Source organism: Kitasatospora humi, from assembly GCF_020907985.1.
GTDB classification, from domain to species: Bacteria; Actinomycetota; Actinomycetes; order Streptomycetales; family Streptomycetaceae; genus Kitasatospora; species Kitasatospora humi.
In genome coordinates this window covers 137,357-160,443 of record NZ_JAJJPA010000013.1, presented here as the reverse complement: position 1 = coordinate 160,443, position 23,087 = coordinate 137,357, and the positions used below count along the sequence as shown (strand labels likewise).

The window sequence follows — 23,087 nt, the reverse complement described above, 5'->3', positions numbered from 1 at the left end:
GCGGCCAGCGCGGCGGCGGTGTAGCCGACCGCCACCGCGACCGCCACCCCGCGCACCCCGGCCGGCCGGTAGAGCGCCAGCGCCGCGGCCACCGTCACCCCGTTGTTGACCAGGTAGAGCCCGAACGCCGTCCGCAGGTCGCGCATCGCCTGGAGCACCCGGACGAAGTACAGGTACGCCGAGAAGCCGGGCAGGCCCAGGGTGAGCAGCGCCAGCACCTGTCCGGTGAGCGTGGCACCGCCGACGCCCGCGGCGCCGTGGCCGAGCAGCAGCCGGGCGATCGGGTCGGCCAGCGCCGCGAGCACGGCCGCGATCGGGACCATCAGCAGCGTCAGCAGCCGCAGCCCGTCGGCCACCTGGGCCCCCAGCTCCTCGACCTCCCCGGCCGCCCAGGTCGCCGCCCAGCCGGGTTGCCGGGCACCCGTGATGGAGACCGCGACCACGCCGAACGGCACCTGGAAGAACGCGAAGGCATAGGTGTAGGCGCTCACTCCGCCCGGTTCGGCGGCGGCCAGCAGCAGCACCGCGAACAGCCCGGCCTGGTTGGCCGCGACCATGGCGAAGGTCCAGCCGGACAGTCCGGCCACCTGGCGCACGGCCGGATGTCGCGGCCGCCAGCGCCAGCGCAGCGGCGCCCCGGTCCGCCGCACCCCACCGACCAGCACCAGCGCCTGGGCGGCCACCCCGGCGGTGGTGCCCAGTCCGAGCAGGGTGAGCAGCCCCGGCGTGCCGAGCACCGCGGTGACGGAGCTGTGCCGCAGCCGGGGTGCGGCGGCCAGCAGCAGCCCGATCAGCACCAGGTTGTTGGCGATCGGCGCGAACGCCGCCAGGGCGAACCGGCGCAGGCTGTTCAGCACGGCGGTGGTCAGCGCGACCACGCCGTAGAGCAGCACCTGCGGAGCGAACAGCCGCAGCAGCCGGACGGCGACGACGCGTTCCGGCCCGGCCGTGGCGTGCACGGTGGCCAGCGTGTAGCCGCGCACCAGCACCCCGGCGCCGCCCACCACCAGCGCGGAGGCGGCCACCAGCAGCACCAGGCAGACGGTCAGCACCGCGCTGATCCCCTCCCAGTCCGGGCGCGACCGCTGCAGCCGGGCGACGAACACCGGGATCAGGGTGGCCGAGAGCACGCCGCCGAGCACCAGGTCGTAGACCATGTTGGGGGTGGTGTTGGCCAGGTTGTAGGCGTCGGCGAGCGGGGTGACGCCGAGCGCGTAGGAGAGCGCGAAGACCCGGCCGAGACCGGTCAGCCGGGACAGCGCGGTGCCCGCGGCCATCGCCAGTTCGGGCCGGATCCGTGCGGTGCGCGGCGGCGCGGGCCCGGCCTCGTCGACGGCCTGGTCGAGGGCGGTCACGAGCGGACCACGTCCGTGTCGCCGCGGCCCGCGTCGGCGCGGCTGGCCGCCACGTGGCAGTGCACCACGCCGAGCCCGAGCCGGTCGGCCTTGACCTGCCGGCCCGCCCGCGGCCCGTCCTCGCCCCAGCCCTGGGCCAGCAGCGCGGCCCTGGCCTGCCTCCGGTCGTCGAACGGCAGGTTGTGTCCGGCCACGTACTGGGTGGTCTCGTGCCCCCGGCCGACGATCAGCACCACGTCACCCGGCTCGGCCACCGCTATCGCCAGGTTGATCGCGATCGCCCGGTCCAGCTCCACCACCAGCTGCCGGTGCTCCTGACCGAGCGTGCCGGCCAGCATCTGGTCCACGATGGCGCGCGGGTCCTCGTCGCCGGGGCTGTCGCTGGTCAGGATCGCGGTGTCGGCGGTGATCGCGACCCGCCCGGCGTCCTGGCGCTTGTACCGGTCGCGGCCGCCGCGGCAGCCCACCACCAGGTGGACCCGGCCGCCCGGCACCGCGAGGGTGCGGGCGGTGGCCAGCTGGGCGGCGATCGCGCCGGGGGTGTGCGCGTAGTCGACCAGCACCAGGAACGGCTGGCCGACGTCGACCGCCTCCGAGCGGCCGGGGATCCCGCCGCAGCGGGCGATCCCCGCCACCGCCACCTCCTGCGGCACGCCCAGCGCACGGGCCGCCAGGTAGGCGGCGGCCACGTTGGTGGCGTTGCACTCACCGATCAGCGGGGCGGACAGGTCGACCCGGCCGTCCGGGCCGGTGAGGCGCAGCCGGATGCCGCGCCGACTGGAGCGCACCTCGGTGATCCGGACCTCCGCGCGTTCGCTGAGGCCGAATCCGGTGGTCGGCACGGCGGCCTGGGCGGCGAGCCGCTCGCCCCACTCGTCGTCGACGCAGACCAGCGCGGCGCGGCAGCGGTCGGGGGTGAAGAGCAGCGACTTGGAGTAGTAGTAGTGCTCCATGGTGCCGTGGTAGTCGAGGTGTTCGGGCGTCAGGTTGGTGAACACCCCGACGTCGAAGGTGATCCCGCCGATCCGGTGCTGGTCCAGCGCGTGCGAGGAGACCTCCATCACGGCGGCCTCCACGCCGGCCGCGCGCATCCGGGCCAGGGTCCGCTGCAGGTCCGGCGCCTCCAGCGTGGTCAGCTTGGCGGACCACCGGCGCCTGCCGATCCGGGTCTCCACGGTGCCCAGCTGCCCGGCGGTCCAGCCGGCGGCGCTGAAGGCGGAGTACAGCAGGTAGCTGGTGGTGGTCTTGCCGTTGGTGCCGGTGATGCCGACCAGGGCCAGGCCGTCGGCCGGGTGGCCGTGCAGCGCGGCGGCCAGCGGGCCGATCGCCCACCGCACGCTGGGCACCCGCAGCTGCGGCACGGCCAGGTCGAGCGGGCGCTGCACCAGCAGGGCCCGGGCCCCGGCCTCCACGGCCGTCGCGGCGTGGTCGTGGCCGTCGGTGTGCGCACCGTGCAGCGCGCAGAACAGCCAACCCGGCCGCACCTGACGGCTGTCGTGCGTGCAGTCGAGCAACCCGACGTCGCCGCCGGTGTGCTCGGCCTCCGGCCAGATCGCGGCGAGCTCGGACAGCGGCACCGGGCGCCGCACCGCCGGCCACGGTGTGGTGTCCTTGTTCGATTCGCTGCTGCCCATGGCTCAGCACGCTATGCGCATGATCGGTCACGCGCAGCTTGTGGGGGGCCACCGGGGGAGCGCCCGCGGGACGCCGGGCGAGCCGCCCGCCCCGCCTCAGGCGAGTTGCTTGTAGTAGAAACTCCCGTCGCGCAGGCGGCCGAGCGGGTCGGTGGCGTAGCCGGGGACGACCCCGAACCTCGTCCAGCCGCCCGCCCGGTAGAGGGCCTCGGCGGCACTGCCGGTCTCGGTGTCGAGCAGCAGCAGGCTGACGCCGCGCCGGCGTGCCGCCTGCTCCGCGGCGGCCAGCAGGCGGGCGGCCAGGCCCTGGCGGCGGCTGGCCGGGTGCACCATCAGCTTGACGATCTCGGCGCGGTGGCTGCCGTTGACCTTGCGGGTCAGGGCGAGGCTGACGGTGCCGGCCAGGGCGCCGTCCTGGCGGCGGGCCGTCCAGACCAGCAGGTCACCGGCGGTGACGGCCGGGCGCTGCGCCCGCCACCAGTCGGCGGCCCGGGCCGGCTCGAACGGCTGGTGGAAGCCCAGCGAGGCGCCGTCGGTGACGGCGGCGGCGAGCAGCTCGGCCAGCGCGGGCACGGCGGCGTCGAAGTCGGCTGCGGGGAGCCGGGAGGGCGTCAACTGCGGTTCGTCTCTCATGGCATGACCACCAGTAGTGCGTAACGGACTTCGCTCGGACCGGGGTTGTGGAAACGGGTCGGCCCCCAGAGCCGGAACCGCAGGCAGTCCCCCGCCTCCAGCCGGTGCGCCGCGCCGCCCACCGTGAGCTCCAGTTCGCCCTCCAGCGCCCAGAGGTGCTGTTCCAGGCCGGGGACGGGCGCCTCCCGGTAGGTGATGTCCGCACCCGCCCGAAGCACGCCCTCGACGACCTCGCCGCGCAGCCCGGCATGCGGCGGGGAGACGGCGCGACGGGTGAAGCCGGCCTCCTGGTCGCGCCAGACGGCCTGCTCCTGCGCGCGCACCAGCTGCGGCGGCTCGGCCTCCACCTCGGCCAGCAGCCGGGACATGGTGCGCCCGTAGGCGGTGCAGAGGCGGCCCAGCAGGGCGGCGGTCGGGCTGATCTCGGCGCGCTCCAGCCGGGAGAGCGTGGAGCGGCTCACCCCGGTGCGGCGGGCCAGTTCGTCCAACGACCAGCCCTTGCCGGTGCGCAGTTCGGCGAGCCGTTCGGCCAGCCGGGTGGTGACGCGATCGGCCTCGGCCTCATCCGGATCAGGAGTTCTCATATTAGGGAGGATATCCCGGATACGGGCGGGTAACCTGTGAGTCAGACGGTCCCGTGCCACAGCCGGGGTCGGAGTCAACGATGCGACGGCGACACGGGGGCGCGGCATGACGGTCGACCAACTCGGGGTGACCACCGAGGAGTCGTTCTACCGGGACCTCGGCGACGGGCGCTTCGAGAGCACCGGCGCCACCGCCGGTCCTTGGAGCAGCAAGGCGCAGCACGCCGGACCGCCCTCCGCCCTGCTCGGCCGGGCCCTGGAGCGGCACCAGCCGCGCGGGGGGATGCGGATCGCCCGGGTCACCCTGGAGGTGCCCTACCCCGTGCCGGTGGGCGAGCTGGAGGTCACGGTGCGAACGCTGCGGGGCGGCTCGCGCACCGAGCTGCTGGAGGCCGAACTGATCTCCCAGGGCCGGGCGGTGATGCTGGCCCGGGCCTGGCGGGTGGTGGCCAGCCCGGCGGACACGCCCGCGCTGCGCCCCGAGCCCGGGCCGGCCGCGCTGCCCGACTGGCAGCCGCTGCACACCGTGGCCGGCACCAACGCCGATGGCTATGTCTCCGCGATGGAGTGGCGCTTCCCCAGTGGTGACTTCAACACCCCCGGCCCGGGCAGCGCCTGGGTGCGGCAGCGGATCCCGCTGGTGGCGGGCGAGCCCGACACCCCGCTGACCCGGGCCCTCACGGTCGCCGACAGCAACTGGGCGGTCGCCTTCGAACTCGACCACGTCCGCCGCATGGTGATCAACACCGACATCACGCTGGCCCTGCACCGCGACCCGGTCGGCGAGTGGCTCTGCCTCTCCGCCGCGACGGCCGCCAGCCCGGCCGGCTCCGGTCTGGCCGCCGGCCGGTTGGACGACCGGGCGGGTGACTGCGGCCGGATCCTGCAGACCCTGCTGGTGGCCGAGCGCTGACTCGACTCGCCGGAACCGGCCGGATCCGCCGGCAATCGAGCGCTGACGTCCGTCAACTCCCTGGCGCCAGTTGCCTTCCGCGCACCGATGGCACCAGCAGCGGAAGCAAGGTGAGGACGGTCAGGGTGATCCCGCCCACCACCGCCACCCGGCCCGCGCCGAACGCGGTGGCGAGCGGGATCACGCTCAACTGGCCCACCGGAATGGCGATGTAGGCGCCGAAATCGTCATAGGCGGTGACCCGCGAGATCAACTCCTTGGGGATGCCGGTCTGCAGGGTGCTGTCCCAGAGGATGCCACAGACCGCCGAACCGGCCCCCGCCGTGAAGGTGGCCGCCGCCAGCGGCACCACCCCGGCGTGCAGGCCGAGCAGCACCAGCGGCAGGCCGCTCAACGCCGCCGCCGCCATCGCCACCACCAGCGGCCGCCGCACCGTCAGTCGCAGCATCACCAGGCTGAGCAGCAGCAGTCCGACCGCCTTGGCACTGTTGGCCGCACCCCAACCCGCCGCTCCCGTGGTGTGTTTGACGATGCTCGGTCCCAGCACCTGCCAGCTGCCCACCTGGATCAGGTTGAACACGGCGAAGGTGGCGGTGAGCGACCAGACCCAGGGCAGCTTGCGGAAGTACTGCCAGCCCTCGCGCAGTTCGGCCGGCAGTCGGCGGGAGGTGCCGGACGGCCGGGCCGGGAGCCGGACTTGGGTCAGGCAGGCCGCCGAGACCAGGAACCCGGCGGCGTCGCAGGCGATCCCCCAGCCGCCGCCGATGCCGGCCGCCAACACCCCGGCCAGCGACGGACCGAGCACCTTGGCGGCGTTGCGGGTCGACGCCAGCATCGAGTTGGCCCGCTGGATCGCCTCCGGCGCCACCAGCTCCGGCACGATGCCGCGCAGCGCGGGCGTGGTGAACGCGTCCGCCACGCCGTTCAGCACGGATGCCGGCAGCAGCAGCCACAGGTTCGCCCCGCTGAGCACCACGAAGGCCACGAACGCCTGGGTGACTCCGGCCGACAGGTTGGCCAGTCGCAGCAACCGGTCCCGCCGGTACCGGTCGGCCAGCCCGCCGCCGAGGATCAGCAGGGCGATCATCGGCGTCATCTGCGCGGCGACCACATAGCCCAACCACCGTGGGTCCGAGGTGCGTTGCAGGACGGCGAAGGCCAGCGCCACCGAGGTCATCGACCCCCCGAACAGCGAAGCCGCCCGTCCGACGAAGAACCATCGGAACGGGCGGTCTCGCAGTGGATTGGGTGGCTTGGCCCGTTGGGCGGTGACGGCGGCTGAGTCGAGATCGGCGTCGGTCATGGCGGACCAGTCTGCCAGCGAACCGACCCGCCCGCCGCCGGAATTCGACCGGTAGGACTCAGCCGTGCGTCTTGGCCAGCAGCTCCAGGACGTCGGCCGTGGTGCCGGTCTCGCCGAGGCGCGGGAAGATCCGCTCCACGCTGTTGCGGTGCGCCTCCTCGTCCCGGTCCGCCATCGCGTCGGTGGCCAGCGTCACGTGGTAGCCGTGCTCGTGGGCGGCGCGGGCGGTGGACTCGACCCCGATGCTGGTGGCGATCCCGCCGAGGACGATCTGGGTGACTCCGCGACGGCGCAGCTGGAGGTCGAGGTCGGTGCCGTAGAAGGCGCCCCAGTTGCGCTTGGTCACCTGGATGTCGCCGTCGTGACCGGCCAGCTGGTCGATGATCCGGTCCCAGCCCTCGGGCCAGGCGCCGCCGGCCGGCCTCGGGGTCTCGGTGCGGCCGGGCAGGACGTCCCCGCCGTCGGCGGCGAAGGTGACCCGGACCAGCACCACGGGCAGGCCCTTCGCCCGGAAGGCGTCAGCCAGTGCCACGCCGTTGGCGATCACCTGGTCGCTGCCGAAGGGGACGGTGGGCATGGCGGTGATGCCGTTCTGCAGGTCGATCAGGACCAGTGCGGTGCGCGGGTCGAGGGTGGTGAGGGCCATGGGTGGTGCCTTTCTCCGGTGGGGTCTTCAAGGACATTCAACAAGTCATCGACGGTCGACCGGGTGCACGCCCTGGCGACACGTGCGCTGTCGGCGGCGACGCAGCGAGCGGAACCGTCCCCGCGGGGCCTGGGCCGTCGTCTCGTCCATGGCGTCTCACCGTAAACCCTTCAGCCAAAACTGTCCAGCTTGGCTGTTCAGTTCAGCTGGACAGTTAGGCTGAAGACCCGGGCCGGTCGATCCAGAGCGCCGCCCCACGAGCCGCCACCCGGGCAGCGATCCGGTCGAGCGCCTCGCCCTGCGGCAGCGGGTCGAGGCGGCGCCCGTCCCGCAGCCGCAGCGCCACCGAGCCGTCCGCCGCCTCGCGTGCGCCGAGCACCGCCTGGTACGGCACCAGCCTGGCCTCGCGGATCCGGGCGCCGAGGCTGCCCCGCTCCGGTCCGGCCACCTCGACCCGCAGACCGGCCGCCAGGCAGCGGTCCCGCAGCACCTCGGCCTGCGCCAGCTCGTCCTCGCCCACCGGCAGCAGCGCCACCTGCACCGGCGCCAGCCAGGCCGGGAACGCCCCGCCGTGCTGCTCGATCAGGTGCGCCACCGCCCGCTCCACACTGCCGATGATCGCCCGGTGCACCATCACCGGCCGGTGCTTGGCGCCGTCGGCCCCGACGTAGTGCAGGTCGAACCGCTCCGGCTGGTGGAAGTCGACCTGGACGGTGGAGAGGGTCGCCTCCCGGCCGAGCGAGTCGACGATCTGCACGTCGATCTTCGGGCCGTAGAAGGCGGCTTCGCCCTCTTCCGCCCGGTAGTCGATCCCCTCGCTCTCCAGCACCTCGACCAGCAGCTTCACCGATCGCTCCCAAAGCTCGGGTGCCGCAACGTACTTGCCGCCGGGGCCGGGCAGCGACAGCCGGTACCGGGCGGCCTCGATGCCCAGTGCCTGGTACGCCTGCCGGATCAGCCGCAGCGCGCCACGGGCCTCGTCGGCCACCTGGTCCAGGGTGCAGAAGATGTGGCCGTCGTTCAGCTGGATCGCCCGCACTCGGGTCAACCCGCCAAGGACACCGGAGAGTTCGGAGCGGTACATCGGCCCGAGCTCGGCCATCCGCAGCGGCAGCTCGCGGTAACTGTGCGACTGGGACCGGTAGATGACGGCGTGGTGCGGGCACAGACTCGGCCGCAGCACCACCTCCTCCTCACCCAGTCGCATCGGCGGGAACATGTCCTCGCTGTAGTGCGACCAGTGGCCGGAGATCTCGTACAGCTCCCGCTTGCCCAACACCGGTGAGTAGACGTGCCGGTAGCCGGCCCGCCGCTCCTCGCCGCGGATGTACTCCTCCAACTCGTGCCGCACCACGGCGCCGTCCGGCAGCCAGTACGGCAGCCCCGCGCCCACCAGCGGGTCACTCCCGAACAGGCCCAACTCCCGCCCGAGCCTCTTGTGGTCGAACATCCTGCTCTCGCCTCGCCCTCTCGAACTCCCCCGAGGGCGGGCACCCGGCCGATCGCGCGAACGCAGCAGCCCCGGGGCACTCGCCCCGGGGCTGCTGTCAGTCAAGCATCACTCAGCGCGCCGGGACCTCCACCGGCGTCGTCGTCACAATGGCGCGCTGCATCATGTGATCCACGCTAGCAGAACCCGCCCCGCAGGGCGGACCCCGTTTTCCACCGGATCCGCGAGACGAACGCCCTGATGATCTGCCCGTGGGGAGTCCGCCGACTCGCTCCATACCCGACCACCGTCCGCCAGGGCGGCCCCGCAGCCTTGTGGGACGACATCGAAAAGGTTCTCGTCGCCTGGCGGGATACGGGGAGCCCGGACATCACCGCTGTGGCGTTCCGCGTTACCAACAGGTCTCACACGTACTGGATCGGCGACCACCCGGCTCTGCGCTGGCAGCACCTCCTCGTCTGAGTCACCAGGCCCGCCGACCATGCCCCGCTACCCGCCACCATGCGGCGGGATGCGCGTGGCGGCAGATCCACACGTCCGATGTCCTTCCCCGAGGGGCGGGCACCCGGCTGATCGCGCGAACGCAGCAGTCCTGGGCGCTCCGCCCCAGGACTGCTGTTGGAACCCCTCGCTCAGCAGGCTGACGAGGCTGGACAGTTCACCCGGTCCGGCGCAATCTCCCGAAACGCCGCCCGTCCGCGGGCTCCGGCCGTCATCATGGTGATCGTGATCCCTGACCCTCGCAGCACGGTGTCACCCGCCTCGACCGAGACCGCGTCCGGTGCTGCCCCGGAGCCCCCTCAGTCGGTACTGGAGCTGTACAAGCTGGCCGTGCAGATGGCCGACCGGGTTTCCGCGCGCAGGGGCCTGGCCAACGCCTTCTTCCTCTCCATCCAGACCGCCTTCATCGGTGCGATCGGCATCTCCCTGACCACCCTCAAGGACGAACCCCTGTGGACCGCACCGGTCGTCGCCCTGGCCGGGGTGTCGATCTGCATCACCTGGTGGCTGCAGCTGCGCAGCTACCGCGACCTCAACCGGGCCAAGTTCCAGGTCATCAACGCGCTGGAGGAACAGCTCCCGGTCAAGGTCTTCAGTGAGGAATGGGCCCATCTGACCGCCGAGAGGTCGACGTCGTGGCGGGTGCGCTACGCCGAACTCGGTTTCAGCGAACGGATGATTCCCTGGGTCTTCGCGCTCTTGCATCTGCTGCTGTGTCTGGGCAAGCTGCTCGGATGAGCTACCTGAGTGACGACGCCGACCTCATCAGGTCCCACCTGTCCGAACTGGCCCGGCCGCCCGAGGACGCGGACGCGCTCTTCCTCGGCTACGCGGTGCTCCTGCGGGCGAAGGGCGAACAGGTGACGGAGGTCGACGTCCATGACGCCTGGGCGGCCTGGATGGAGACCAGGAATCCGAGGCATCCGGCCCTGGTTCCGTTCGAGGCGCTGGATGCCCCGACCCAGAGTCACGACGTGCCGTACGCCGAGGCCATCCGCGCGGCGGCACGTGACCGGGCTGCCCACCGCGCCCGTTGATCACCGGTTCGGGGACGCGCTCCCCTGGTCGATGTGCGCCAGCACCTCGTTCAGCTTGCCCGAGAAGTACTTGTTGATCCTGCGCTGGCTGCTGCCCTTCACCGCCGACCTGTCGAAGTGAGCGAGGTGGGGTTCCCAACCCTCGCCGAAGTAGACCATGGCCTTGAAGAAGAACGCCTGCGTGGCCTTCGGGTTCGCCGGTGCGGGCAGCTCCGGGAGGATCGGGGGCTGCCACAACTCGCCGTATTTCCGCTTCAGTTCGAACAGCACGCCCTCGGCCTCAGCGATGCTCGAAGCCTTGAAGCGCAGGTAGTCGGTCACGTCGGTGACCAGGATGACCAGCCGGGACGGCTCCCGGCGCCGCATGACCTCGACATACTCCCAGACCGTGCCCGGGCCGGGGCCGGCTCCGAGGATGATGAGCCGGGCATTGTCCATCAACTCCCGGACGGTGTCCTTCCAGTCGTCGACGGGGAGGTAGGTCCGGCGCGCTCCGGAGCCGCCGGGCAGTTCCTCACCGGGCCTGCCGACCGCGATCAGCGGTCCGTACTTCCGGAACGTCTTCCCGAGGTGCTCCTCGTAGGTGCGACCCGAACGGACGATCACCCGAGCGGGATTGGTGAAGGCGTTGCTGTCCGATGCCGCGGGGGCGATGCCGGAGGAGACCAGGTCCTGGGAGAACGGTCGCAGGTAGAGCACGTAGGAGCCGGGCAGCAGACCTGCCACGGACGGGAGGGTGCGCGTCAGGTGCACCCGAGCACGCCTGCCCAAGGACAGGCTGACGACGAGGAGCGCGGAGCCCACGATCATGATGCCTGCGTACAGGAGCACCGCTACGAAGAAGGGCGGCCCGTCGTAGCCCGGCGTGTTCACCGTGTTCCCCAGCGTCCTCCCCCGGAGGGCGCCGACCAGAACGCCGGCGCCGCCCACCAGGCGCATGACCCAGCTCGCGACGCGCATCGCCCAACCGCGCCCCCTGCGTTGCGCCGGGAAGGTGACATCGCCCATCCGACAGCTTCCCCTCCCCGTCTGCGAACGCGGCGCCCCCGTCGTCCGTCTCACTGTGCCAGAGGATCCGACGTGCTGTCAGGCTCCCTGCAAAAGGGGGTCCTTCGCAAAAGGGGATCCTTCAGTACCGCAGCACCGCCGCGATGGACTGGCGGTCCGTCAGTGTCTCGTCCGGCACGAAGGTGACGGTGCCGCCGGCCTGGAGGGTGCGTTCCACGATCTCGTCGACCACGTCCTCGCGGACCTCCCCGGAACCGGTGGCCTGGCCCTCGGCGGGGGCCGGGGCCAGGTGGCCGTCGGTGACCTCGACGGTCTCCTGGTAGTGCTCCTCCACCACGAGTTCACCCACCCGGCCCTCGGAGACGGCCACCCAGATCTCGTCCAGCCCGGCGGCCAGCGTCTTGCGTCCGGCCGCCTGGTCGAGGCGGGCCAGCGCCGCCTCCCGATCGGCCCGCGCCTGCTCGGCGCGCACCACGGCGAGGGCCGGTGCCAGCGCGGTGGCGGGGCCGTCACCCAGGCCGCCCTTCTCCAGCCGGGCGACGATCACCTCCCGGTGCGCGGTGACCGACTCGAACAGGCTCACCGCCTCCGGCACGCCCACCAGGTGGACCGGGCGCGGCGCCTCCTTGAGCAGGGCGTCGAGGGCGGCGTCCACCTCCCGGTAGAAGATCCGGGTGTCCTCGTGGCTGTACACGCTCTTCGTGTCGCCGATCTGCTCCTCCCGCTGCGGGTCGAACTTCTCGGGGTTGGCCGGCCGCACCGGGAACCCGCCGGCCGTCGACTCCGCCAGGTCCGGTCCGGCGCCGCCCCACAGCCGCACCTGCTCCGCCCCCAGCGTGAGCACCCAGTACGGCGCGTACACGGCGCGGGCCGCCACCAGGTTGCGGGTGAGGAAGGTGTCGGAGACCACCACCCGCGTCGGGACGGTGCGCGGCAGCCTCCACATCTGGTGCTCGCCGGGCGCGGCGAACAGCAGCAGCCCGTCCTGGGCGGCGTGCCGCAGGTCCGCCTCGCCGGCCGCCCGGTCCAACTGGTCGAGCACGTCCAGCCGCTCCGCGCGGCCGAGCGTGTCGTCTCCCTCGATCCGCCGGCGCGCCTCGGCCAGCAGGTTCTTCAGCAGCAGGTTGTCCTGCTCGGTCCCGGTGGCCTGGCGATGGGTGGGCATCGCCACGGTGACCGCCGGCCGGGGCCGGGGCCCGGCCAGCGCGGCCAGGATCGCTGGGGTGAGGTCGGTGACGTCCACGGGCGGCCTTCCGGTTCAAAGTGCGGGACGGGTACGCATCCCACCCTCGCCGTGCGGCTCCGCTCCCGCATCCGGAGGCCGCGCCGAGGGGGAAGGCGCACCGGGCGAGCCGCCGGGTGGGGGATCCGGGAGGGCGCTGAACTGGTGGTTCCACCGATTCACCCGTCCGCTGCGTGGCGCTGCGGGCCCGTCGGGGAACGAGCTGGGCGGACTACCCCCAGACCCCGAGGAGGCTCCCTTGAAGCGCCTGCTTCACGCGGCCGGCGTCGCCGCCGTCGCTGCCGCCCTGTGCCTGACCACGGCCACCAGCGCCGGCGCGGCCACCGGAACGCTCACCCTCAACGGCCGAACGATCTCTGATCCGCACGGCTGCTACAACGCGGACCGCTCGCCGATGTCCATCGGCAACCAGACCGACGAGAACGTGTACGTCTACCGGGACAGCGACTGCTCGGGCTATCCGGTGGGCCTGATGCCGCCCGGTCAGGACGTGGTCTTCAATCCCGCCAGCAGCGTCTACGTCCGCTGACGCAGTCCCCGCCCAGCGTGCGGCCGCAGCGGGGCTGCCCCTGGTGGGGCGGCCCCCGCTCGTCAGGGCTGCTCGTTGAGGGCCCGGACCGCCGCCCAGGGGTGGCCGTGGTGGGCGGCGAGGGCGGCGCGGGCGGCGGCCGGGGTGACGCCGGCGACCAGGGCGACCAGGGCGGTGGGGGTCTCGTCGGCGCAGGCGGCCAGGGTGGCGGCGGCGGTCGCCGGCGGCACCTGGCAGGCTGTCACCAGGGTGCGGACGGCGCGCTCGCGCAGCTTGGCGTTGCGGGCGGAGGCGGCGATCATCAGATTGGACCAGGTGCGGCCGCTGCGCACCATCAGGGCGGTGGAGAAGGCGTTGAGGGCCAGCTTCTGGGCGGTGCCCGCCTTCATCCGGGTGGACCCGGTGACCACTTCCGGGCCGGTGTCCAGGGCGATGTGCAGGTCGGCCAGCGGGGCGAGCGGGGCGTCCGGGTCGCCGGAGAGCAGGGCGGTCGCCGCGCCGACGGCCCGCGCCGCGCGCAGGGCGGCGGCGACGTAGGGGGTGCGACCGCTCGCGGTGACGCCGATGACCAGGTCCCCGGCGACCGGGGTGTCGTCCGGGTGCTCGTCCGGTGCGTGGTCCTCGGCGTCCTCGCGGGCGGTGCCCCGGGCACCGGGTCCGCCGGCCAGGTGGGCGACCACCGTCTCCGGGCCGACGCCGTAGGTGGGGCCCAGCTCGACGGCGTCGCCGAGCGCGATCCGGCCGCTGGTGCCGGCGCCGTAGTAGTGGATCCGCCGGCCCGCGCGCAGCACGTCGAGGGCGGTGTCGACCAGCTCGGCGAGCTGCGGCAGCGCGGCCCGGACGGCGGCCGGCACGGTGGCGTCCTGGTCGTTGATCAGCTCCAGCAGCGCGGACGTACCGAGTTGGTCGATCGTCAGGGTCGTCGGGTTGCGTCGCTCGGTGGGCGGCAGGGAGGGCATCGACGGCTCCAGGGCAAGGGGACGGGCCGCCTCGCAGCGTAGGTGACCCGAGCGGGTGAACGGGACGGTGGTCGCGCCCGGAATGTCGGTATATTGCGCGGCATGACAGCACCTGTTCCCCGCCTGAACATCCAACAACTCTCCCGCGACAACTACGCCGCGCTGCTGAAGCTGAACGGCGTCGTCGATCGGGCCGCGGTGGACGCGGGCCTGGAGAAGCCGTTGCTGGAGCTGGTGCGGATCCGCGCCTCCCAGATCAACGGCTGCGCGTTCTGCCTGGACATGCACAGCAAGGACGCCCGGCACGCGGGCGAGTCCGAGCAGCGGATCTACACGCTGAACGCGTGGGCCGAGACCCCCTTCTACTCCGAACGGGAGCGCGCCGCCCTGGAGTTCACCGAGGCGGTCACGCTGATCCACGACGGCCGGGTGCCGGACGACGTCTACCAGCGGACCGCCAAGGTCTTCAGTGAGGCCGAAATCGCCCAGCTGCTCTGGGCGGTGACCGTGATCAACACCTTCAACCGGCTGGCGATCACCTCGCGGGTGCCGGTCGGCGGCTACGTCGCGGGGGATCCGTCCACCATCTGACCGCGCGTCAGCCGCGCTGCCAGACGGTGAAGTCCTGCTCGCCGTGGCTGGTTTCGGTGGGCAGGGTGGCGAGCAGGCGGTAGCCGCTGCCCGGAGCCCTGAGGGTGGTGGTCAACTCCTTGTCCAGGGCGGCGGTCGGGCCGTCGTCGAGCACGATCAGGGTGAAGTAGCGGTCGGCGATGGCGGCGCGGTAGGCGGGCAGGTCGGTCAACTGGTGCCCGCTCGCGTCGCCGTACTGGAAGAAGTAGGTGTTGAGCCACTGCTGCGGCTGCGACTGGTCGCGCAGGTAGTAGCGCGGCACCTCGTCCTCCTCCACCAGGTAGCGGTCCTGTCCGGGGTGGACCAGCGGGCGCATCGCGCTGACCAGGCCGGACGAGTCGGGCCAGCCCTCGTACATCGGTCCGGCCGCGTGTCCGGCGTAGAAGGCGAGCACTCCGCAGGTGCCGACCGCGACCCCCGGTACCGCCCGGCGCAGCAGCGGCCTGGCACCCCGGAAGGCGGGCAGGCCGGAGAGCCCGGCCAGCCCTGCCCCGGCCACCGGTGCGGCGAACAGCAGCCCGAAGCCGATGTGCTTGTGCAGCGAGACACTGGTCCCCAGGTGCGCCTGGTAGATGGTGGCGAGCAGCGCGGTGCCGGCCAGCAGCGCCCCGAGCAGCGCGGGCGCCCAGGGACGCCGCCGGTGCAGCAGGAAGCCGACGCCCACCAGCGCCAGCACGAACACCCAACCGCCCCAGACCAACGACAACCGCACGATGTTGACCAGTGGCTCGGCGCCGGCGGCCCGGTTCACCGTGGTCTGGGAGAGCCCGGCCCGCACGTCCGGCCCGGCCACCGCCAGCCCGATGGCCGCCGATCCGCCCGTGGCCGCCGCGAGCAGGAAGCCCCGCAGCAGTCCGCGCGGCCAACTGAGCCCCGCCGCGGGCACGGTGAGCACCGCGCTGAGCACCACGGTCGGCAGGTAGAGCCCCGAGGCGTACTTGACGCCGCAGGCGAGCACCAGCGGCAGCGCGGCGACCATCACCAGCACCGGCGAGCGGTGGGCGGTGCGCACCGTCCACCAGAGTGCCAGCGCCAGCAGCAGGATTGACGGCGCGTCATAGGTGGCGAGGCGCCCGAGGAACAGGGTCGGCGCGCTGGTGGCGAACAGGGTGCTGCCGATCACCGCGGCCGGTTTGCCGTACAGCCGCCGGGTGGTGGTCCACAGCAGCGCGGTGGCGCCGAGCATCATCAGCAGGCTGAACGCCCGCACGCCCTCCAGGCCGAACGCGTCGTCCAGCACGGCCGCCACCACCGGGTAGAGCATCGGGATGCCGGAGAAGAAGCCGGCGTAGGTGTCCCCCACCGGGGTGCCGTGCAGCAGGTGGCCGAGCTCGCGGTGGCCGGCGTAGGCGTACAGCGCCTCGTCCTCGAAGGCGGTGTTGGCCAGCCGGTAGGCGAGCGCGCACTGCACCAGCAGGATGGCGATCAGCGGCAGCCGGTCGGCGAGCGCGCTGCGCAGGCGTCCGGCCCGCCGCTGCGGCACGGCGTACACGGACAGGACGTCGATGGCGGTCACTGCCCGCTCCCGGAGTGGTCGACCTTCTGGATGGTGATCTGCTGCTGGCCGCTTCCGAAGGTGGCGACCGTGGTGGAGTGGGCGATGGCGGCACGCACCGTGGGCAGTCCGTTGGGGTCCTGGCGGATGATCGAGGTGAGCACCACGTAGTCGAGGTCCCGCCAGCCGTGCGGCAGGGTGCGGGTGACGGCCGGGTCGAGGTCGACCTTGTAGAACCAGATGGCGCCGAGCCCGGGTTGGAAGCCGTCCTTCACGGTGTCCAGCCACATCGCGTCGTCGACCACGATCCGCCGGTGGGCCGGGTCGGGGACGTTGGCGCGGATCCAGTTCGCCGCGGCCACGTACTCGTTGTTGGAGTAGGCGGTGTCGGCGGTCTCGTCGCCGGCCTCCCACTGCGGCGCGACCAGGCCGGCCAGGCCGATGGCGAGCACGGCGACCAGGTCGCGCGGGCCCAGCCTCCATCGGCCGAGGCCGAGCCAGCCGAGCCTTCCGATGGCTCCGAGCCGCAGCCGCAGCAGGCCGCGCACGCAGGCGTCGGCCGTCCCGGCGATCGCCAGCGCGAAGAACGGGATCACCTGGATCACGTACATCGCGGGCAGGTAGCCGTTGGGCCGCATGGCCACCGCGACCAGCAGCACGGCGGCCACGGCGATCTCGCGCAGCCGGCGGACCGCCAGGGCGGCCAGCGAGGCGGCCGTTCCGACGTAGATCAGCAGCGGGTCGCGGACCAACCACCAGTGCAGGGTCAGGTTGGAGACCGAACCGCTCTTGAGGATGTCGCCGGAGCCGCCGCGGCCCAGCTGGTACTGGAGCGCGCCGATCAGCGAGTTGTGCCCGGGGCCGGGGAACAGCTCGCCCTTCAGCACCGCGTAGAGCAGGTACTGGGCGCCGATGGTGGCGAACGCGATGGCGAAGCCGACCAGCGAGAACTTGCGCGTCGCCTTGTCGGTGCCGCGCCAGACGGCCATCACCAGGGCCGGCGCGGCGATCAGCATGGTCTCCTTGGAGAGCACCGCGACGGCCGCGCACAGCCCGGCCGCGATGTGGTGCCACAGGTGCCGGCGCGGCGAGAGGGCGCAGGCGAAGGCGGCGAGCATCCAGACGGCGGCGAAGTTGTCCAGGTAGATCTCGCGCTGCATGGTCACCGAGAGCGGCGACAGCCCGAACACCACGGCGGCCAGTGCGGCGGCCCAGCGCGGCAGGTCGATGCGGCGGGCCACCAGGTAGACCAGGGCGGTGCCGGCCGCGCTCACCGGCAGCATGATCACCCGGGCGTGCATCACCACCAGGGGGCCGTGCCAGAGCAGCGCGGGGATCCAGGAGAGCGCGGCGATCTGCACCCAGCCCAGCGGCGGGTGGTCGTACCAGTAGCTGTAGTGCGCCAGCCCCTTGCCGTGCTGGATCGCCCAGGCCTGCGCCAGGTAGGTGCCCTCGTCGTCGCTGACGGTCGGGAAGTTGTCGATGTTCAGCCCCTGCACCAGCACCACGGTGGCCACCAGCAGTGCGGTGATCACCAAGTCCGGCCGGGAGGCGAGGAGTCGGGCGAGTCGGCCGCGGGGGTCGGGCGCGGCCGGCGCCGAAGTCGGATCCGGGCGTTCTTCATCCAGGACTGTCTCGACGACAGTTGCCATCGGGTTGGGTTCCTTCCCCGGTCAGGAGGCGGTGCCCGCCTCGACGCCCAGGTGGGCGCCGACGTGGCGGGTGAGTTCCCAGTCCTTGCGCCCGCGCATCTCGCGCCAGACCGCGCGGATCGCGGCACCGGCCAGGATCAACTGGTAGAACGGGCCTCCGATGATCAGCTTCGCGTAGTGCGACGGCCTGATCGTCAACTGGTACTGCTTGCCGAAGTCGTGCAGTCCGACGGCTTCGAAGGCGAACATCGCCACCATCGGGATCAGCGGTGAGAACGAGACCATCGCCACCACGTCGGGCACCGAGGTGAGGAGCGCGATCGCGATCCCGACCACGATCAGCAGGCCGGAGAAGGCCTGCACGAAGGGCGTGGCGAGGGTGTAGCGGGCCAGCATCCGCTGCCGCACACTGGGCAGCGAGCGCCAGTCCCGCTTGCGGTACACCTGGAGGAATCCCTGGTTCCACCGGGTGCGCTGCTTGAACAGGGAGAGCACCGAGTCCGGCGTCTCCTCCTTGGTGACCATCGCGGAGTCGTAGGCCACCACGACCTTGGCGCCCTGGCTGGACAGCCGCACGCCCAGGTCGCAGTCCTCGGCGAGGCAGTTCTGGTCCCAGCCGTCGTTGGCCCGCAGCCGGTCGGTGCGCACGAAGACGGTGTTGCCGCCCAGCGGGATGAAGCCCTTGGCGGCGTGCAGGTGCAGCCGGCTGCGGAACCAGAAGAAGTACTCCAGGCAGTTGCGCAGGCTGTACCAGCTGGAGTGGAAGTTGATCAGCTGCACGCCGCCCTGCACCACGTCGGCCGCGGTGTCGCGGAACGCGTGGTCGACGTGGGACAGCAGGTCCGGGTGGACTTGGTCCTCGGCGTCGAAGACGCCCACCACGTCCCCCCGGCAGGTGGGCAGCGCCGAGTTGAGCGCCTTCGGCTTGTTCTTCTTCTCGTGGGTGTCGGTGACCACGAAGACCTGCTCGGGGTGGCGCGCGGCCAGCCGGTGCGCCACCTCGGCGGTGTCCGGGTCGTCGTGCCCGACGATCACGATCACCTCGAAGTCCGGGTGCGTGGACTCCAGGAGGCGCAGCACGGTGCGTTCCAGGACGGCCTGCTCGTGGCGGGCCGGCACCAGCAGTGAGAAGGAGAGCGCCCCGGTCCCGTCGGGGTCGGCGAACTTGGTCGCGGCGAGTGTCTCCGGTGTGCGCCACGCGTGCAGCATCCACCAGAGGGTGAACACGGCGACGGCGAAGAGCATGAGTGAGCACAGCACTATGACTGCTGAAATCATGAAAGGTGGTCCCCCCAGCACGAACCGGTCGTTTCCCCGGTCCGACTATGGATTATTGACGAAGGTTCGGTGCCGAGGGGCGGTTTCACCTGCTTTTGACCCTCCGGTTGCGACTTGTTTCAGGACGGATCAGGAGGTGTACGCGATCGTCGGCGCGGAGACCGCGAAGGTGTCGCTGGAGGCTCCCACACCCGCGGTGAACGCCGTGAGCACCTTGCTGGGCAGGGTGACGGGAACGTCCACCTGCTGGGTGCCGTCGATCTTCACCACCAGGTGGCTGGCGGTGGTGATGGTGATGTCGATCTGATGGCTGCTGCCCTGCAGGGCCGGGATGGTGGTGTCGGCGGCCAGCGGGGTGATCCCGGAGCTGCCGGCCGCGGTGGTGCCGACTCCCAGCACCGGCGCGGTGTTGACCCCGAAGTTGCCGAACACGCAGAGCCCGGTGACCACGGCGTTCAGCCCGCCGACGCCGAGCCCGCTGCCGGCGCTGCCCAGCGCGTTGGAGCCGTTGCCGGCGGCGTCGAGCAGCGAGAAGGTCAGGCCGTCACCGGGTGAACCACTGGTGCCGCTGATCTGCTCGGTGAAGGTGGCGTGCAGGCCGAGTGGAGAGACCGCCTTGCTGTTGACGACCGACCCGGAGGCGGAGTGCTGCCCGTCGGTGGTCAGGTTGACGGTGCCCGCGTTGTCCACCGCGACTCCGTTCAACTGCCAGGAGCTGTCGGTGAATCCGGGCAGGGTGCCACCACCGGTGGTGGCCGGCTGCCCGGTGCCGGAGAGCGAGACGGTGACCGTGCCACTGGTGGTGGTGAGGGTGAAGCTGCTGTTCTGGCCGCCGGTCAGGGTCGGGGCGAAGGTGACCGGAACGGTGATGGTGCCGCCGACCGGCACGGCGGTGCCGTTGGCCGGCAGGGTGGCGCCGAACGGGGCGGCCGGGGCGGTGCTGCCGCTGACCGTCTCGGTGGCGGTGCCGTTGTTGGTCAGCGTCACCGACTGGTTGGCGGTGCTGCCCACGGTCGCCGAGCCGAACGCCACGGCGGACGGCGTCGCGGTGAGCGGCTGGGGGGTGCCGGCGGTGGTGCCCGGCGGGGTGATCACCACGTTGCTGACGGTGTGCACGTCGGTGGAGGCGCCGGTGGAGCCGGTGAATCCGGCGTAGGCGGCGGCCGGGATCGTTCCGGTGACCGGCACGTAGTCCAGCAGCGCGGTGCCGTCCAGCGACACCTTGACGTGCCCGCCGGCCACCGTGACGGCGACCGTGTGGGTGCCGGTGCGTAGATCGCTGGGCGCCTTGGCGTAGGCCAGGTAGGTCAGGTTGTCCTTGCCGCTGCCCGGCCCGGCTGCGACTGCGACGAAGTTGCCCGTTCCGGTCTGGCCGCTCCACGAGCTGACCAGGTCGACGCTGAGCCCGGGCAGCCCGGAGAAGCCGAGCCCGCCGCCGCCCACACCGGTGGCGGTGGCGCTGCCCTTGGTCGCGTCGACCAGGGCGAAGGTCATGCCGTCACCGCCGCTGCCGCCGCCCAGTCGAGCGGTGAAGGAGGCGGTCAGGCCGTCGGTGGTGACCGGCGAGGTGTAGAAGGCGGAGCCGGACTGCTGGGTGGTGGCGGCGGTCAACTGCACGGCGCCCGCGGTGGGTTGGGTGGCGCTGCCGTTGGTGTGCCAACCGGTGGGCGGAGCCGGCAGGTTGGCAAGTCCGGTACCGGTCAGCTGGACGTACATGTCGCCCTGCCCGGTGTTGCCGGTGACTTCGTAACTGTCCGACAGCGCGCCCGCGGTGGTGGGCGAGAAGACCACCGGGACGGCGATCGACTGGTCGGGGCCGATCACGGTGCCCTCGGCGATCGCGTTGGGGCTGCTGAAGGTGCCGACCGGCGCCTTGGCCTTGTTCAACGTCACCGGGATGTTGCCGTCGTTGGTGACGGTGAAGCTCAACTGCTGCGAGGTGGTGCCGACCGGGACCGACCCGAAGGCCAGGGTGCCGGGGGTGATGGTGAGGTGCCCCTGCCCGGTGACGGCGGTGCCGTTCAGCGGCACCGTGAAGGTGCCCGAGGTCGAGGTGACCGAGAACGCGTCGTTGTCGGTGCCGGCCGCCGTGGGGTCGTAGGTGACGCTGACGATGAACGAGCCGCCGGGCGGGATCACCGTGCCGACGGCCGGTGCCCCGCTGACGCTCCACGGCGCGGCCGGAGTGCCGACCGCGGTGATCGTTTCACTGCCGGTGCCGGTGTTGGTGAACTGCACGCTGGTGGCGTTCGGCACACCGGTCGGCTCGTCGTCGAAGCTGACGCCGGACGGCTCGGTGGCGAACCCGGCCTTCACCCCGGAGCCGGTCACCGAGAAGCCCACCGTGCCCGCGCTGGTGGCCAGGTTGACGATGCCCGAGGTGGCGCCGGCCGCGGTCGGCGTGAAGCTGACCGGAATCGACAGGGTGTCGCCGACGGCCATGGTGTGCGGCAGGGCCGGTGCGGTGACCGCGAACGGCGCGGCGGTGCTGACGCCGTTGACGGTGAGCGCCTGGGTGGCGGTCACGGTGAGCGTGCCGGAGCCGCTGGCGCCGACGTTGACGCTGCCCAGCGCCACCGGGGAGCCGGTCAGCGCGGAGGCCGCCGGGCGGCCGAAGGACAGCAGGTGGCCGTCCCGGGTGCCGATGTAGACGTGGCCGTTGCTGGTGGTCGGGGTGGTGAACTTGCTGGCGGTGCCGATCGGCCCCGACCAGAGCAGGCTGAGCGAACCGTCGGCGTTGGGCGTGCCGTTGTACGCGTACAGCGTGCCGCCGTTGCCGTACATGTCATTGGCCTTCTCCACCCAGACGGTGGCCGAACCGGCCGTGGTGCCCACCGAACTGACGACGGGCGAGCCCTCGTTCAGGTAGCCGAAGTTGATCTTCCCCTGGCCGACCAGGGCGAGCGCCGGAGTGCCGTTGCCCGCGGTGCCGAGCTTGAAGGCCTGCATCGGGCCGCCGTTGCCGGAGTAGTAGACGTAGCCGCTGTCACCGCCCCAGAACGCCGGGTGGCAGTAGCAGCCGTTGTAGGGGCCGAGGGTCTGCACGTTCGCGTCGGTGCCGTTCGGGCCCTGCGAGTGGCCGCCCAGATTGTCCCGGTTCAGCAGGAAGATCCGGCCGTCCTTGCCCTCCTCCACCGCCAGGTGCGGTACGGCCGGGGTGCCGTAGCCGTCGGGGATGGCCATCACGCCGCCCGAGCCCAGGTCGCGGTCGTTGGTGTCCAGCAGGGTGGCGTCGGAGGGGCTGAAGTAGTCGGTCGCCTTGAGCGAACCGTCGGGCTGCACGCCCAGGCTGATGACCGACTCCGACATGGTGCTCGGCGGGCTGGTGCCCGGGCCGGGCGGCGGCGAGACGCCGTTGCCGGTGGAGAACATGATGTGGCCCTGGGCGTCGGCGACCAGGCCGCCGCCGGAGTCCCAGATGCCGCCGCCGTGGTTGCTGGTGCCGGTCTCGTCGGCCCACAGCGCGGTCTGGGTGCCGGCGGTGGAGACCCCGGCGACGTAACCGCGCCAGGCACCGTGGTCGCAGACCGAGCCGAAGCCCGCGTACACCACGCCGTTCAGCAGGAGCAGCCCCGGCCGCTGGCCCTCCTCGACCGGGTTGAACACCACGGTCGGGTCATTGCTCGGCGAACCGCCGATCTGCACCGGGAAACCGGGCTTCTCCGCTCCGGTGGCCGGGTCGATCGCGTGCATCTTCCAGACCGGGGCCTGGTGGTACTGGCCGCCGTCCTCCTTGGAGGTGAGGAAGAGGTAGCCGCTGGCCGGGTCGTAGACCGGGGTGGAGGTGATCCCGATGTAGGGGGCCAGGTCGCCGCAGGACCAGCTGGCACCCGGTGTGGTCTCGCCCGAGGCCGGCCAGGGCGCGCCGTAGGCGTCGGTCCACTTGACGGCGCCGGTGGTGGCGTCCATGCCGTAGACGTGGTTGGTCTCCGTCGCCACGACCACGGTGTTGCCGAGCACCACCGGCGCGGCGTAGACCTGGCCGTCGACCGCGCTGGAGAACTGCTGGCCGAAGTCCGAGGAGCTGACCTGGGCCGGCGTCAGCCCCGGCTCGTTCTGGTCCCAGCCGGTGCGGTAGCCGTCGACCGAGATGGTGCCGGAGTCGGCGTGCGCGGCGGTCGGCCCGGTGACGCCGAGCGCCGTGGTGCCGAGCGCCAGCAGGGCCGTGCCGAGCAGCGCGGCGGTCGTGCGGCGCCGGGCATGGTTGAACAGGACTTTCATGTGTGTGGAACCCCCC

At 72.2% G+C, this 23,087-nt stretch carries 19 protein-coding genes; 5 read left to right on the top strand and 14 right to left on the bottom strand.

The window, feature by feature from the left end; all coding sequences use genetic code 11:
• From LN042_RS15675 to LN042_RS15660, 4 genes are all read right to left on the bottom strand, one after another.
• On the bottom strand, positions 1 to 1,355 hold a 1,355-nt coding region (locus LN042_RS15675), incomplete at its 3' end, for a lipid II flippase MurJ (protein ID WP_230051822.1).
• The gene (locus tag LN042_RS15670; protein ID WP_230051821.1) at positions 1,352 to 2,989 is read right to left on the bottom strand and encodes a UDP-N-acetylmuramoyl-L-alanyl-D-glutamate--2,6-diaminopimelate ligase; all 1,638 of its coding nucleotides are present in this window, start codon (positions 2,987 to 2,989) and stop codon (positions 1,352 to 1,354) included. The genes LN042_RS15670 and LN042_RS15675, both read right to left, overlap by 4 nt.
• A gap of 96 nt (positions 2,990 to 3,085) precedes the next feature.
• The gene (locus tag LN042_RS15665) at positions 3,086 to 3,622 is read right to left on the bottom strand and encodes a GNAT family N-acetyltransferase (protein ID WP_230051820.1); all 537 of its coding nucleotides are present in this window, start codon (positions 3,620 to 3,622) and stop codon (positions 3,086 to 3,088) included.
• Positions 3,619 to 4,206, bottom strand: a complete 588-nt coding sequence (locus LN042_RS15660) for a helix-turn-helix domain-containing protein (RefSeq protein ID WP_230051819.1) — start codon at positions 4,204 to 4,206, stop codon at positions 3,619 to 3,621. The genes LN042_RS15665 and LN042_RS15660 overlap by 4 nt, the downstream gene beginning before the upstream one ends.
• A 106-nt stretch (positions 4,207 to 4,312) precedes the next feature.
• Here LN042_RS15660 and LN042_RS15655 point away from each other — a divergent pair, with 106 nt between their 5' ends.
• Complete coding sequence (locus tag LN042_RS15655; protein ID WP_230051818.1) at positions 4,313 to 5,119, top strand: thioesterase family protein; 807 nt, start codon at positions 4,313 to 4,315, stop codon at positions 5,117 to 5,119.
• Between the two features lie 52 nt (positions 5,120 to 5,171).
• Here LN042_RS15655 and LN042_RS15650 read toward each other — a convergent pair whose 3' ends face one another.
• From LN042_RS15650 to thrS, 3 genes are all read right to left on the bottom strand, one after another.
• Positions 5,172 to 6,422, bottom strand: coding sequence for an MFS transporter (locus LN042_RS15650; RefSeq protein WP_230051817.1), 1,251 nt, complete (start codon positions 6,420 to 6,422; stop codon positions 5,172 to 5,174).
• A gap of 58 nt (positions 6,423 to 6,480) precedes the next feature.
• Positions 6,481 to 7,068 carry a hydrolase gene (locus LN042_RS15645; protein WP_230051816.1) on the bottom strand — a complete coding sequence of 196 codons (588 nt, stop codon included), beginning with the start codon at positions 7,066 to 7,068 and terminating at the stop codon, positions 6,481 to 6,483.
• Between the two features lie 214 nt (positions 7,069 to 7,282).
• Entirely contained in the window at positions 7,283 to 8,518 is a 1,236-nt protein-coding gene (gene thrS / locus LN042_RS15640; RefSeq protein WP_230051815.1) for a threonine--tRNA ligase, read from the bottom strand.
• A gap of 717 nt (positions 8,519 to 9,235) precedes the next feature.
• Between thrS and LN042_RS15630 the strand changes: the two genes are divergently transcribed.
• Together LN042_RS15630 and LN042_RS15625 are read left to right on the top strand one after the other, a co-directional pair.
• Positions 9,236 to 9,757, top strand: coding sequence for a RipA family octameric membrane protein (locus tag LN042_RS15630; protein ID WP_372495748.1), 522 nt, complete (start codon positions 9,236 to 9,238; stop codon positions 9,755 to 9,757).
• Positions 9,754 to 10,056 carry a DUF7701 domain-containing protein gene (locus LN042_RS15625; RefSeq protein WP_230051813.1) on the top strand — a complete coding sequence of 101 codons (303 nt, stop codon included), beginning with the start codon at positions 9,754 to 9,756 and terminating at the stop codon, positions 10,054 to 10,056. The genes LN042_RS15630 and LN042_RS15625 overlap by 4 nt, the downstream gene beginning before the upstream one ends.
• Here the strand turns inward: LN042_RS15625 and LN042_RS15620 are convergent, their stop codons facing one another.
• Together LN042_RS15620 and LN042_RS15615 are read right to left on the bottom strand one after the other, a co-directional pair.
• Positions 10,057 to 11,064 (bottom strand): hypothetical protein, encoded by a 1,008-nt coding sequence (locus LN042_RS15620; RefSeq protein WP_230051812.1) that lies wholly within the window; start codon positions 11,062 to 11,064, stop codon positions 10,057 to 10,059.
• A 121-nt stretch (positions 11,065 to 11,185) separates the two neighbouring features.
• Positions 11,186 to 12,307, bottom strand: a complete 1,122-nt coding sequence (locus tag LN042_RS15615) for a baeRF3 domain-containing protein (protein WP_230051811.1) — start codon at positions 12,305 to 12,307, stop codon at positions 11,186 to 11,188.
• A gap of 238 nt (positions 12,308 to 12,545) precedes the next feature.
• On the opposite strand from LN042_RS15615, the gene LN042_RS15610 reads away from it, so the two are divergent.
• Complete coding sequence (locus tag LN042_RS15610) at positions 12,546 to 12,836, top strand: hypothetical protein (protein ID WP_230051810.1); 291 nt, start codon at positions 12,546 to 12,548, stop codon at positions 12,834 to 12,836.
• Between the two features lie 62 nt (positions 12,837 to 12,898).
• Here the strand turns inward: LN042_RS15610 and LN042_RS15605 are convergent, their stop codons facing one another.
• A complete protein-coding gene (locus tag LN042_RS15605) occupies positions 12,899 to 13,795 on the bottom strand; it encodes an N-acetylmuramic acid 6-phosphate etherase (protein WP_230051809.1) in 897 nt (298 codons plus the stop codon).
• 102 nt (positions 13,796 to 13,897) lie between these two features.
• Between LN042_RS15605 and LN042_RS15600 the strand changes: the two genes are divergently transcribed.
• Positions 13,898 to 14,386, top strand: a complete 489-nt coding sequence (locus LN042_RS15600) for a carboxymuconolactone decarboxylase family protein (protein ID WP_230051808.1) — start codon at positions 13,898 to 13,900, stop codon at positions 14,384 to 14,386.
• Positions 14,387 to 14,393: 7 nt separating this feature from the next.
• Here LN042_RS15600 and LN042_RS15595 read toward each other — a convergent pair whose 3' ends face one another.
• The 4 genes from LN042_RS15595 to LN042_RS15580 all read right to left on the bottom strand — a co-directional run bounded on the left by LN042_RS15595 (position 14,394) and on the right by LN042_RS15580 (position 23,071).
• Positions 14,394 to 15,941 carry an ArnT family glycosyltransferase gene (locus tag LN042_RS15595; protein ID WP_230051807.1) on the bottom strand — a complete coding sequence of 516 codons (1,548 nt, stop codon included), beginning with the start codon at positions 15,939 to 15,941 and terminating at the stop codon, positions 14,394 to 14,396.
• On the bottom strand, positions 15,938 to 17,572 hold the full coding sequence (locus LN042_RS15590) for an ArnT family glycosyltransferase (protein WP_230051806.1): 1,635 nt from the start codon (positions 17,570 to 17,572) through the stop codon (positions 15,938 to 15,940). Before LN042_RS15590 ends, LN042_RS15595 begins: the two co-directional genes overlap by 4 nt.
• 21 nt (positions 17,573 to 17,593) lie before the next feature.
• A complete protein-coding gene (locus tag LN042_RS15585) occupies positions 17,594 to 18,850 on the bottom strand; it encodes a glycosyltransferase (protein ID WP_230051805.1) in 1,257 nt (418 codons plus the stop codon).
• Positions 18,851 to 18,979: 129 nt separating this feature from the next.
• Positions 18,980 to 23,071 carry a choice-of-anchor D domain-containing protein gene (locus LN042_RS15580; RefSeq protein ID WP_230051804.1) on the bottom strand — a complete coding sequence of 1,364 codons (4,092 nt, stop codon included), beginning with the start codon at positions 23,069 to 23,071 and terminating at the stop codon, positions 18,980 to 18,982.
• Between the last annotated feature and the right edge of the window lie 16 nt (positions 23,072 to 23,087).

What these genes read in the sequence shown, in the direction of transcription:
- LN042_RS15670 (WP_230051821.1), bottom strand. Translation starts at nt 2,989, where the DNA reads ATGGGCAGCAGCGAATCGAACAAGGACACCACACCGTGGCCGGCGGTG.
- LN042_RS15665 (WP_230051820.1), bottom strand. Translation starts at nt 3,622, where the DNA reads ATGAGAGACGAACCGCAGTTGACGCCCTCCCGGCTCCCCGCAGCCGAC.
- LN042_RS15660 (WP_230051819.1), bottom strand. Translation starts at nt 4,206, where the DNA reads ATGAGAACTCCTGATCCGGATGAGGCCGAGGCCGATCGCGTCACCACC.
- LN042_RS15655 (WP_230051818.1), top strand. Translation starts at nt 4,313, where the DNA reads ATGACGGTCGACCAACTCGGGGTGACCACCGAGGAGTCGTTCTACCGG.
- LN042_RS15650 (WP_230051817.1), bottom strand. Translation starts at nt 6,422, where the DNA reads ATGACCGACGCCGATCTCGACTCAGCCGCCGTCACCGCCCAACGGGCC.
- LN042_RS15645 (WP_230051816.1), bottom strand. Translation starts at nt 7,068, where the DNA reads ATGGCCCTCACCACCCTCGACCCGCGCACCGCACTGGTCCTGATCGAC.
- thrS (WP_230051815.1), bottom strand. Translation starts at nt 8,518, where the DNA reads ATGTTCGACCACAAGAGGCTCGGGCGGGAGTTGGGCCTGTTCGGGAGT.
- LN042_RS15630 (WP_372495748.1), top strand. Translation starts at nt 9,236, where the DNA reads ATGGTGATCGTGATCCCTGACCCTCGCAGCACGGTGTCACCCGCCTCG.
- LN042_RS15625 (WP_230051813.1), top strand. Translation starts at nt 9,754, where the DNA reads ATGAGCTACCTGAGTGACGACGCCGACCTCATCAGGTCCCACCTGTCC.
- LN042_RS15620 (WP_230051812.1), bottom strand. Translation starts at nt 11,064, where the DNA reads ATGGGCGATGTCACCTTCCCGGCGCAACGCAGGGGGCGCGGTTGGGCG.
- LN042_RS15605 (WP_230051809.1), bottom strand. Translation starts at nt 13,795, where the DNA reads ATGCCCTCCCTGCCGCCCACCGAGCGACGCAACCCGACGACCCTGACG.
- LN042_RS15600 (WP_230051808.1), top strand. Translation starts at nt 13,898, where the DNA reads ATGACAGCACCTGTTCCCCGCCTGAACATCCAACAACTCTCCCGCGAC.
- LN042_RS15590 (WP_230051806.1), bottom strand. Translation starts at nt 17,572, where the DNA reads ATGGCAACTGTCGTCGAGACAGTCCTGGATGAAGAACGCCCGGATCCG.
- LN042_RS15585 (WP_230051805.1), bottom strand. Translation starts at nt 18,850, where the DNA reads ATGATTTCAGCAGTCATAGTGCTGTGCTCACTCATGCTCTTCGCCGTC.
- LN042_RS15580 (WP_230051804.1), bottom strand. Translation starts at nt 23,071, where the DNA reads ATGAAAGTCCTGTTCAACCATGCCCGGCGCCGCACGACCGCCGCGCTG.